At 31.6% G+C, this 11,846-nt stretch carries 10 protein-coding genes; 6 read left to right on the top strand and 4 right to left on the bottom strand.

Annotated features, from left to right (window positions below; all coding sequences use genetic code 11):
- Positions 1-331 precede the first annotated feature (331 nt).
- Both P8K68_RS02740 and trkA read right to left on the bottom strand, forming a co-directional pair.
- The gene (locus P8K68_RS02740; RefSeq protein ID WP_300247961.1) at positions 332-1,825 is read right to left on the bottom strand and encodes a potassium transporter TrkG; all 1,494 of its coding nucleotides are present in this window, start codon (positions 1,823-1,825) and stop codon (positions 332-334) included.
- A 16-nt stretch (positions 1,826-1,841) separates the two neighbouring features.
- Positions 1,842-3,197: a Trk system potassium transporter TrkA gene (trkA, locus tag P8K68_RS02735; protein WP_300247959.1), complete on the bottom strand. Its 1,356-nt coding sequence runs from the start codon at positions 3,195-3,197 to the stop codon at positions 1,842-1,844.
- Positions 3,198-3,470: 273 nt separating this feature from the next.
- Here trkA and ubiE point away from each other — a divergent pair, with 273 nt between their 5' ends.
- Both ubiE and P8K68_RS02725 read left to right on the top strand, forming a co-directional pair.
- Positions 3,471-4,196 (top strand): bifunctional demethylmenaquinone methyltransferase/2-methoxy-6-polyprenyl-1,4-benzoquinol methylase UbiE, encoded by a 726-nt coding sequence (gene ubiE, locus P8K68_RS02730; protein WP_300247957.1) that lies wholly within the window; start codon positions 3,471-3,473, stop codon positions 4,194-4,196.
- Between the two features lie 4 nt (positions 4,197-4,200).
- Complete coding sequence (locus P8K68_RS02725; RefSeq protein ID WP_300247955.1) at positions 4,201-4,932, top strand: porin family protein; 732 nt, start codon at positions 4,201-4,203, stop codon at positions 4,930-4,932.
- A 417-nt stretch (positions 4,933-5,349) separates the two neighbouring features.
- On the opposite strand, the gene P8K68_RS02720 is transcribed toward P8K68_RS02725, so the two are convergent.
- Both P8K68_RS02720 and P8K68_RS02715 read right to left on the bottom strand, forming a co-directional pair.
- Positions 5,350-5,952: a hypothetical protein gene (locus tag P8K68_RS02720; protein ID WP_300247952.1), complete on the bottom strand. Its 603-nt coding sequence runs from the start codon at positions 5,950-5,952 to the stop codon at positions 5,350-5,352.
- A gap of 12 nt (positions 5,953-5,964) precedes the next feature.
- Positions 5,965-6,699, bottom strand: a complete 735-nt coding sequence (locus tag P8K68_RS02715; RefSeq protein ID WP_300247950.1) for an RNA methyltransferase — start codon at positions 6,697-6,699, stop codon at positions 5,965-5,967.
- Between the two features lie 199 nt (positions 6,700-6,898).
- Here P8K68_RS02715 and P8K68_RS02710 point away from each other — a divergent pair, with 199 nt between their 5' ends.
- From P8K68_RS02710 to rpsO, 4 genes are all read left to right on the top strand, one after another.
- The gene (locus P8K68_RS02710; protein ID WP_300247948.1) at positions 6,899-9,400 is read left to right on the top strand and encodes a BamA/TamA family outer membrane protein; all 2,502 of its coding nucleotides are present in this window, start codon (positions 6,899-6,901) and stop codon (positions 9,398-9,400) included.
- A gap of 136 nt (positions 9,401-9,536) precedes the next feature.
- Positions 9,537-10,607 (top strand): class II fructose-bisphosphate aldolase, encoded by a 1,071-nt coding sequence (fbaA, locus tag P8K68_RS02705; protein WP_300247947.1) that lies wholly within the window; start codon positions 9,537-9,539, stop codon positions 10,605-10,607.
- A 2-nt stretch (positions 10,608-10,609) separates the two neighbouring features.
- The gene (gene accD, locus P8K68_RS02700; protein WP_300247945.1) at positions 10,610-11,455 is read left to right on the top strand and encodes an acetyl-CoA carboxylase, carboxyltransferase subunit beta; all 846 of its coding nucleotides are present in this window, start codon (positions 10,610-10,612) and stop codon (positions 11,453-11,455) included.
- Positions 11,456-11,528: 73 nt separating this feature from the next.
- On the top strand, positions 11,529-11,798 hold the full coding sequence (rpsO, locus tag P8K68_RS02695; protein ID WP_300247942.1) for a 30S ribosomal protein S15: 270 nt from the start codon (positions 11,529-11,531) through the stop codon (positions 11,796-11,798).
- Positions 11,799-11,846: the final 48 nt, after the last annotated feature.

Genomic DNA, 11,846 nt, shown 5'->3' with positions numbered 1-11,846 from the left:
GACACAGAAGCTTTGGGAACTTTCTTAGCAACCTGATTTCAGGGCTTATCGCATATAGCTTCTTGCCTAAAAAACCGTCTATTAAATTTCAAACTATAAATTCCAATCAAGTTTGCCTGTTTTAATAATCGAACTCAGGTTTTTAGAACGACATTTTGCAGATAAGCACGCGTTAGGGATTGCAGTGGATAGCCCACAGTAACACCAATTTTTATTGGTGTTGCGAGGACTTGTAACGAAAAGCCCGACCCCTTGTGGGTAACGCAAAAAAAAATTAAAATTCTTTTTATAAGATTTCCATCTTCATAGAAATGATATATTGACTAATAAATTATCTATTCCTCCAGAAAAAAGGCGTAAACAAAATAAGTACTGTAAACAATTCTAAACGCCCAATAAGCATTAAAAAAGATGCCCACCATTTACCTATGGCTGGAAGTGGGACATAGTTATTTACAGGCCCATAATCGCCTAAAGCTGGACCAACGTTTCCTAACGTAGAAGCTGCTAAACCAATGGCGGATTTGAAATCGATTTCCATCATAGAGAAACCCAAAGCACCGATAATGAAGGATAGCATATATAGAATGAAAAACCCTAGAATATTAAATACAATATCGCCAGAAATGGCTTTTGTGTTGTAACGTACCGGCAAAATAGCATTTGGATGAAGCGTGCGTTTAAACTCTAAAAACCCGTTTTTGATAAGTATTAGTTGACGGACTACTTTTACGCCACCAGCAGTACTTCCTGCGGATCCACCTAAAAACATAAGTCCAAAAAAGAATACCACCAAAAAAGGTGTCCATAGAGTATAGTCTGCAGTTACAAATCCGGTTGTTGTTATAACGGATAAAACTTGAAATAATGCATGCCTAAAAGCACTTTCACCTTGACCCCAAACCATAGGGTGTGCAATAGAAGATGCAGAAACATCTGCTCTGAAATAAATAATAAATGCAGCCGTTAAGGTAAAAACTACTATAAATTTAAAATAAAGATTAAACTCTTCATCATTAATTATTTTTTGAACTTTTCCTTTAAAAGCAAAGTAACTCAAAACAAAATTTGTACCTGCCAAAAACATAAATAGTATGATGATATATTGAATTATTGGCTGACCGTTCCAATAGGCAACACTTGCGTTTTTAGTTGAAAACCCACCTGTTGAAAGGGTACACATAGCATGATTAATAGCATCAAAAAACGACATACCTGCAACTTGCAATAAAATTGTTTCGGCGGCAGTATACCCAAAATAAATAAGCCATAATCGTTTGGCAGTATCTGTTATTCTAGGATGTAATTTATCAGCACTAGGGCCTGGAGCTTCTGCAGCAAATAATTCCATACCTCCAATTCCTAATAATGGCAGAATAGCTATAGCGAGAACAATAATTCCCATACCACCAATCCAATGGGTTAAACTGCGCCAAAATAATATACCTTCCGGCATGACTTCAATATCATTTAATATGGAAGCACCAGTTGTTGTATAACCTGACATGGTTTCAAAAAATGCATTGGTAAAATTAGGAATTGTTCCTGTAAACAAATATGGAATAGTGCCAGACAGCGTCATGATAACCCACCCAAAGGCTACAACTAAATAACCCTCACGCCTATTCATTTCCTTTCTATGATTCAATGAAGATAGCATAAAAACAGCTCCTAATGCTAAAACTAAAAGACCAGAAAACACTAAATTTAAGGTTACACCATCTTTATAAAAAAAACTTATAAGTGCAGAAATAAGCATAAATCCACCATTAAACAATAACAGCAAACCGAAAAAATGGACAATAATTCTATAATTTAGTTTCACGTAGGTTTAATTTAGGCTAATAGAAAAAGCTTTCAACTTTTTTGATCGAAGTTGGCAAACAACAAACAACAACTCTATCTCCAGTCATAATTTTAAAATCACCTAGAGCAAGCATGCCTTTTCCATGTCTTATTACACCACCAATAATTGCAGTAAGCGGAAAATTAATTTCTTTAATTACTTTATCACAAATCTTAGATTTTGAATTTACAATAAACTCTAAAAGTTCAGCATCCATACTACTTAATTTCGTCATTGCGACAACATCTCCTTTTCTTATATATCTAAAAATACTATTTGCAGCTAAAAGTTTTTTATTAATTAAGGTATCTATTCCTATGGAATGAGACAACTCAAAATAATCCATGTTTTCAACTAACGCAATGGTTTTTTTAACACCTCTATTTTTTGCTACAAGGCTAGAAATAATGTTAGTTTCTGAGTTCCCTGTTACCGCAATAAAAGCATCCATATCTCCAATATTTTCTTCCTCTAATAATTCAACGTTCCTGCCGTCTCCATTTATTACTAGTGAATTTGGTAAACGATCTGCCAATTCAAAAGCACGCTCCTTATCATGCTCAACTAGCTTCACATTAAACCTACCGGATGCTTTTGTTAAACTTTTTGCTGTTTTCCGGCCTATTCTACCGCCTCCAAGAATCATGACATTTTTTATTTCAGTTTTAAACAGTCCTGCCAATTTGCACAACTCTTCGTCTCCCCCTTTAGATGTAATAAAAACCACATGATCACCTTCAGAAAGCATGGTGTCTCCTCTAGGAATAGTTGTTAAATGCGATCCAAAACGCTGAATAGCAATGGGCACAAAGTGCACGTTTGGAAACATTTGAGCCGCTTCTTTTACAGTCTTTCCAATAATCTGAGCTGGATTTGTAAGGTTTAATCCTAACATGGTTAACGCGCCATTTTCAAACTCATAGGTATCATTAAAAACAGACTGATTCAATAAAAGTTCAATTTCTTTTGCTGCAAGTTGTTCTGGTGAAATCAATTCGTCAATTCCAAATTTGTTAAATCCTCCTTTCTTCTTAAAATCAATAAATTCAGTATTTGAAATTCTTGCAATTGTTTTTTTGGCTCCTAGTTGATTAGCTAATACACAAGCAGTAATATTAGTAGATTCAGACGATGTAACTGCAATAAATAATTCTGCAGCAATTACTTTTGCTTCAGTTAATATTCTAATAGAGGTTGCATCTCCTTTTAAAACCTTAATATCTAAATGAGAATCTGCATATACCAAACTATCTTTATTAGGATCAATTAAAGTAATTTCTTGAGATTCGTAAGAGAGCAATTTTGCTAAATGAAATCCAACTTCACCTGCACCAGCAATTATTATTTTCACTCGTTTAAATTTTTTAAAATTGTGAAATTTTAATTAAAAAATTGAGAACGCGCGTAATCGCTTCGCTCTCACATTAAAAATTTTAAATATTCACCTTTAGGAATATCCTACTTAAATTTATTAATGTTCGTTTCATTTTTCTTTAATCATAAAAAGTAGTACAAATATACTATAAATTAGAATTTCAACATGAAATCAATTCAATATAATTATTTAGAATCCTGTTATGTAATGCTTTTCTAAAAGATTATATTTGCAAAAAAAAATAAAGATTTGTCAAAAGTAAAACCATACAAGCACAGTGATTTAAGTAAAAAAGAACAAGTCACCAAAATGTTTGATACCATTTCTGGAGATTATGATGGTTTAAACCGAGTGATTTCTTTTGGAATTGATATTAAATGGCGAAAAAAAGTTGTTAAAATCGTTAAAGAAGCTAACCCCGACACCATTTTAGATATTGCAACTGGAACTGGTGATTTAGCTATTAATCTTGCTGAAACTGATGCCTCTAAAATTATTGGGTTAGATATTAGTAGCGGCATGCTAGAGATTGGAAAACAAAAAATCAAGAAAAAAGATTTAGACTCAAAAATTGACATGGTTTTGGGTGATTCTGAAAATATGCCTTTTGAAGACAGTACTTTTGATGCGATAACAGTTGCTTTTGGTGTTAGAAACTTTGAAACACTTGAAAATGGTTTGAAAGAAATTTATAGAGTGCTAAAACCAAACGGTACTTTTATAATTTTAGAAACATCTATTCCTACCAAAACACCTTATAAACAAGGTTATAAATTTTATTCTAAACATATTTTACCGCTTATAGGAAAAGCCTTTTCTAAAGACAGAAGTGCTTATAAATATCTATCCGAGTCAGCGTCTGTTTTTCCTTATGGCGAAACACTAAACAATATTTTACGTAATATTGGGTTTATTAATGTTGAAGATTTTCCCCAAACATTTGGTGTGGCAACAATATATAAATCGTCTAAGTAAAAATATGAAGTATTTTTTTATAGTAATATCATTTCTTCTCATTACAGAAACTTCTAATGCTCAGCTTTTTAAAAAAGAAAAAGTGACTTATGATGCCAATCAAGGAAGAGGCTCTACTGATAACAATCTATTGCGTTGGGGCTATTTTTTAGGCATTAATAATTACGACTTTAACTTTGATTATAATAATGACTTACGTGATATTTATGTAAATCGAAGCCCAGGCTTTAGCGTTGGTTTAATTGGCAACCTTCGTATTAATAGTTTTATAGATTTACGATTAGAACCTGGTTTATTAATTACAACAAGAGAGTTATACTATGGTGAAGAGTGGTTTCAAGGCGTTCCGGACACTAAAGCTTCTGATTTAGTAAGAGAAGTAAAATCTACTTACATCCATATCCCCTTACTTATAAAAGTTTCTACTAAGCGTGTAAATAATTTTAAACCGTTTATTGTTGGAGGGTTTTCTACAGCATTAAACCTATCTAGTAATGAGGATAACCCTGAAGATAATAGTAACGGAGAATTCAGAACAACTAAAAATTCTATTTTTTACGAAATTGGGTTTGGTATAGATTTTTACTTATATAATTTCAAATTCACACCTTCAATAAGAGGCCTTTTTGGTATTAATGATGAATTAGTGAGAGATGAAGATCCAAACAGCCCTTGGACCTCAAATATTGCTGGTATGCAAACCCGTGGCGTATTTATTAATTTTACGTTTCAATAATTTGATTGACGAATAACGATTAACGATTTTTAAATTCTGAACCGCGCGAATGCGACCAAAATTTTAATACTGTAAGCTACTTCTAAACTTCTCTTTCTTAAATTATTTTTTCTCGCAAAAGTGTTAAGGCGCAAATTTGAAAAGCAATAAAAATACGAAACAACATTTAGTGTTTTGAGAGGCGTACTCTCCTCATTTATGAGGAGAGTCGTCTACTCAAATATATACATATTTTATTTAGGTTTTTTATATATTAAATAAATAACCGAACCCAAGATATATAAGTTTATAATTATTTTCCCTATGATCAATGACCAACTAATTTCTCTTACCTCTAAAAACGTACAGTATAAATCATAAAAAGAAAATAGTGTAATAGGTACTAAAAACATTAACCAGTATATTTTTTTCATAAACCTAAAGTATTGGTAATGGAATATTAATATCGTCAATTTCTTTTATTGGCACTAAATCATTTTCTAAAAAAGGAGTTTCAATCCATTCTTGTAAAACTTCAGTTTGTCTACATGCCGCAATTATATTAAAAGTTGCCCAACCTTTCCCAGCTAAAAACCCTACAGCCGCCGGAAGACCAATACCTCCGGAATAAATAGCAACACCAGCTAAAATAGCAGTTGCAACAAGTGTTCCAACAACTGCTCTACCGCAACCGTCTCCTTTTGAATATACTGATTTTCCAAATAGAGTGTTGTTTAAATTAAATTGCTTGTATATTTCAATGTAGTAAAAAAGTAAATTAGCATCTTGTTCATTGTCTATAGAAAAATTAGAGATTAATTTATAATACAAATCTTTATCATCTATATGCTCCATAGCCCATTCTAAAGTATTAATTATATTTAGATTTAGTCCGTATTCAGAAAATAAATTTTCAACTCCGTTTTCCAAAGTAAACTCAAAATTTACATTATAAACTTGATCGATATATTTCTGTATTTTATTTTGCTCATTCTTGCCATAAAAGTTTTTAAAATAGTTATTTGTTGTAAAGTTTGCCAACAACTAAACACCTTAAAACTTAACAACCAAATTCCTTCTAAACTCACTCAATAAAATAGCAGTTGCTGTAGCCACATTTAAACTTTCAGTTGCTTGTAATGTTCCAAATCTTGGTATTGAAATTTTTTCTATAATTGTATCTTCTACCTCTTTTGAAACTCCATTAGCTTCATTACCCATGACTAAAATCCCATTTTCTGGCAACTTTTTACTATAAACATTACTTCCTTCCATAAAAGCACCAAAAACAGGAGATTCACATTCCTTTATAAAAGAAACCAAATCAACATAACTGATATTAACCCTTGTAATAGAACCCATAGTGGCTTGAATTACTTTTGGGTTAAAACAGTCTACAGTTGCTGCACTACAAACCAACTCCTTCACACCAAACCAATCGCATAATCTAATAATAGTTCCTAAATTCCCAGGATCTCTTATAGCGTCGAGAGCAACAATAAGTCCTGAACTATCAATAACTTTTGTTTTTGGAATTTTAAAAACAGCTAAAGCTTTATTGGGTGTTTTTAAAAAACTAATACGTTTTAAATCAGAATCAGAAATAATCACTTCAAGCTTAGCATCAATATTGAAGGATTCTGTAGTATATAATTTGTGAAGCTCTAAATTTGATTGTAAAAGTTCTTTTATTGTTTTAACACCTTCAGCAACAAAAAATTCATATTGCTGTCTATATTTTTTTTGCTTTAAACTCGTTATTAATTTTATTTGACTTTTAGAAAGCATGTAACTATCATTAATTTTTTATAAAGAAAAGAAATTATTGATAAGTAAAGCTAACAGACTACTTATTTAAATGTTTTTAAGATTAAAAAAATGTATTTTTGATTCCGAAACAAGTTAATTTTAATGGAATGTATTGTTTTAACAGAACACATTTTAGCTAATTATAACCCCTTTGAAAAAACAACTCTTAAAAATATTAATGTTAACATCACTTACAAGCTATTTATACTCTTGTGATGCTGTAAAAAGAGTTACTGAAGACGCCCATTTACTTACCAAAACTTCGGTAATTGTAAATAACAAAAAAGACAATACCGAAACTATAAACAGTTTAATTCACCAAAAACCCAATAGAAAAATACTAGGCATACCCTTACGTTTGCATATTTATAATACAGCAAGACCGAATAGAGATTCGCTTTTTGAGGTTTGGTTAGATAAAAAACCAAACCGAAGAGAGCGGTTAGAAAAAAGATATTCAAAAAAACAGATAAATAAACTAAAAGAATCTGCTGTTGGCTTTAACAATTGGTTAAAAAAAACTGGTGAAGCGCCTGTAATTGTTAGTGAAGACAAAAACAAACGCTCTGTAAGGCGTGTTAAAGATTATTACGTTAATAATGGTTGGTTTGATGTTGAAGCGGAATACAATCTAGAAAAAAAAGATAATAAACGTGCAGAAGTCACCTATGAAGTTGAGACAGGCACGCCCTTTTTAATTGATTCCATTACGAATATTATAAAATCGCCTATTGTAGATTCTTTATATCAAAACATCAAAAAAAAGGGTTTAATACAAACAGGAGACCAGTATAAAACAAGTAATTTTGAGCAAGAGCGTGATAGAATTGCTAGTGAATTACGTAATTCCGGAGTATATCATTTCAACCAAGACTACATCACTTTTGAAATGGACACTATAGGTACCAATAAAAAAGTAAATATTAGTCTTAGAATCCAAGATAGAGCAATTAGAACAGCTGATTCTATAAGAAGGGAACCTTTCGAAATATACAGAATAAGCAACGTAAATATAATCACTGATTATAGTTTTGAGAATAGAAACAAACCCTTTCAAGATTCCATTTCTTATGGTGGATACAAATTATATAGCTACGGTAAAATACGTTATCGTCCAAAAGCTTTAACTGATGCCGTTTTTATAGCTCCAAGGGAAGTTTTTAGAGACCTCGACAGAACAAGAACGTATAGATACATGAACGAGTTACGCACGTTTAAATACCCAAATATTGAATATATAGAAAACCCTGACAATACCCTCTCTGATACCATTAGACTAACACCTTTAAAAAAGTTCAGTTTAGGTTTTAGCACAGATGTGTCACAAAGTAATATTCAAACCGTTGGATTTTCATTAAACCCTAGTTTACAAATTAGAAATATTTTTAAAGGTGCTGAAACTCTAGAAATATCTGGTATTGCTTCTATTGGAGCTTCAAAAAACGGAAAAGAAGACGACGATCCGTTTTTTGATATTAATGAGTTTGGTGCAGATTTAAAATTAACTATTCCAAGACTATTTTCTCCCTTTTATACAGAAAATATTATCCCTAAATATATGTCGCCAAGTACTAGAATTAGTTTAGCAACGACTAGCCAAACTAATATTGGATTAGACAAACAAACCTTTAGCGGAAATTTTAGCTACAATTGGTATCCTAATACAAAAACCACTAATAGACTAGATTTATTTAACGTTCAATACGTAAGAAATCTAAAAACAGATAATTATTTTAGAATATATAATAATTCATTTAATGCATTAAATAAAATTGCCAGAGATGTAAATTTCATTAATTCAACTGATGACAATTTAATTATTCCAAATGGCGCCAATGAATTTATAAACTATGCATTAGGTACTCCAACACCAAGTGAAATATCATTAACACAACTCCAAACTGTTAATAATATTGATGAACGTAAAGACAGGTTAACTGAAGATAACCTTATTTTATCGTCTAGTTTTGGCTACACCAAAGACAAAAGAACAAATTTATTTGATAATGATTTTTCAATATTTCGTTTTAAAATAGAGCTAGCAGGAAATTTATTGGCAAGTACATCAAAACTCCTCGGTCTTAAAAAAGATAGCGAAGGACGTTTTGAACTTCTCGATGTCGCCTTTTCACAATATGTTAAAACAGAGTTTGACTATATTAAACATTGGGATTTAGGCAAAAAAAATGTACTTGCTACTAGAGGCTTCTTTGGTATCGCTATTCCTTACGGAAATTCAAATAGTATTCCTTTTGCAAAAAGTTTTTTTGGAGGTGGGCCTAACGATAATCGTGCGTGGACTGCATATAATTTAGGACCTGGAAGTTCTGAGACTACCAATGAGTTTAACGAAGCAAACCTAAAAATAGCTTTTAGCGTAGAGCAGCGTTTCAATATTTTTGAAAACTTAAACGGCGCTATTTTTGTTGATGCCGGAAATATCTGGAATGTTTTGGATAATGTTGAAGACGATAGAGCCACCTTTTCTGGACTAGACTCACTAAAAGACATTGCTGTAGGCTCTGGTTTTGGTTTACGCTACGATTTTATTTTTTTTGTTTTTAGATTTGATATTGGTTTTAAAACCTATGATCCTTCTTACAGAGATAAAAACAGATGGCTTAACGATTACAACTTTGCTAATGCAGTGTATAACATAGGTATTAACTATCCGTTTTAACTCTATTCTAGTTAAATTACACTATAACGTTTTAGTATAACTTTATCATTTTCAAGCCCTAAAAAACCATAAAATTATTTAAAAATTGATTACTTTTGATTCTTAATTAAGAAAAAATTATATTTAAATTTAAAAAATGGGACATAACATTAAACCAGGAGTTGCTACAGGCAAAGAAGTTCAAGCAATATTCAACCATGCTAAAGCTAACAACTACGCTTTACCAGCTGTTAACGTAATTGGTTCAGACACTATAAACGGTGTTTTAGAAACTGCTAGAGATTTAAATGCTCCAGTAATAATTCAGTTTTCAAACGGAGGTGCGCAATTTAATGCCGGTAAAGGTTTAAGTAACGATGGGCAAAAAGCAGCTATTGCAGGTGCTGTTGCAGGTGCTAAACATGTGCATACTTTAGCAGAAGCTTATGGTGTTCCAGTAATTTTACATACCGATCATTGTGCTAAAAAATTACTTCCTTGGATTGATGGATTATTAGATTCGGGTGAAGAATTTTATGAAATGCACGGAAAACCATTATACAGCTCACATATGATTGACCTATCAGAAGAACCATTAGAAGAAAATATCGAAATCTGTAAATCTTACTTAGAAAGAATGAGTAAAATTGGTATGACTCTTGAAATTGAATTAGGAATTACCGGAGGAGAAGAAGATGGTGTTGATAATTCTGATGTTGATATAAGTAAATTATACACACAACCTGAAGAAGTTGCATACGCTTATGAACAACTCTCTAAAATTTCTGATCAGTTTACAATTGCCGCATCTTTCGGGAATGTACATGGAGTATATAAACCAGGGAATGTTGTGTTAACTCCTAAGATTTTAGATAAATCACAAAAGTTTATTGAAGATAAATATAATACCGAAAAACAACCTGTTAATTTTGTGTTTCATGGTGGGTCAGGTTCTTCTTCTGATGAAATAAAAGAATCAATTGATTATGGAGTAGTAAAAATGAATATTGATACAGATCTGCAATGGGGATTTACAATCGGTACAAGAGATTATTTTGCAAAATACAATGATTATGTTCAATCACAAATAGGAAATCCGGAAGGAGAAGAACTACCTAATAAGAAGTATTACGACCCACGAAAATGGTTAAGAGATGGGGAAATTACTTTTATTGAAAGATTAACAAAATCTTTTGAAGATTTAAATAATATTAATAGAAACGAATAAGTATGGGTTGGTTTAAAAGAATAAAGAAAGGAGTTACAACTGAAACAAATCAGAAGAAAGAGACACCAGAAGGATTGTGGTATAAATGTCCGAAATGTAAAACAATTATTACTTCTGAAGAACATCATAATCAACTTTATGTTTGCGAAAACTGTAATCATCATCACAGGATAAATTCAAAAGAATATTTTGAGATTTTATTTGACAGAAGTAAATTTACTGAATTAGACCCTAATATGACTTCAAAAGACCCTTTAGAATTTGAAGACAGAAAAAAATATACAGAAAGGTTAAAAGAAATTCAGAAAAAAACAGGATTAAAAGATGCTGTTACAACTGCATATGGCAAGATTAACAAACAAGAGGCTGTTGTTGCATGTTTCAATTTCAATTTTATTGGAGGATCAATGGGATCTGTAGTAGGAGAGAAAATTGCGAGAGCAATTGATTATGCAAGAGAAACAAAAACTCCTCTTATTATTATATCAAAGTCAGGAGGAGCAAGAATGATGGAGGCTTCATTTTCTTTGATGCAACTTGCTAAAACTTCCGCAAAACTAGCTCAATTAGCAGAAGAAGGAGTCCCTTACTTCTCAGTATTAACAGACCCTACTACTGGTGGTATTACAGCATCCTTTGCAATGCTTGGAGATTTAAATATTGGAGAACCAAACGCATTAATTGGTTTTGCTGGACCTAGAGTGGTAAAAGAAACTATCGGAAAAGATTTGCCCGAAGGTTTCCAAACTGCTGAATTTGTAAAAGAACATGGGTTTCTGGACCTAATCGTAGACCGTAAAAATATGAAAGAAAAACTATCTCAACTAATCAGAATATACGCATCTTAAATAAAATTAAAAAAATAGTTGTTTTAGAAAAACTATTTGTACATTTGCAAACCGAAAATAAATAAAATTTATAATGAGTTTAAACGCACAACAAAAAGAAGAATTATTTGACAAATATGGTACCGGAAAAAAAGATAGCGGATCAGTATATAGTCAAGTAGCATTATTCACAACAAGAATCGCTCATCTTACTAATCACCTAAAAGATAACAGAAAAGATTTTGGAACGCAAAGATCTCTTCAGTTAATGGTAGGAAAAAGAAGGAGATTACTAGATTACCTAAAAGGAAAAAACATTGTAGCATACAGACAACTAGTAAAAGATTTAAAACTAAGAAGATAATTTATATATAGAATAACTTAAGGAAAGGCAATTATTAAAATTGCCTTT

Source organism: Algibacter sp., from assembly GCF_029245835.1.
Classification (GTDB): Bacteria; Bacteroidota; Bacteroidia; order Flavobacteriales; family Flavobacteriaceae; genus Algibacter_B.
The sequence above is the reverse complement of the archived record's forward strand: the minus strand, read 5'-3'. Positions and strand labels throughout refer to the sequence as shown.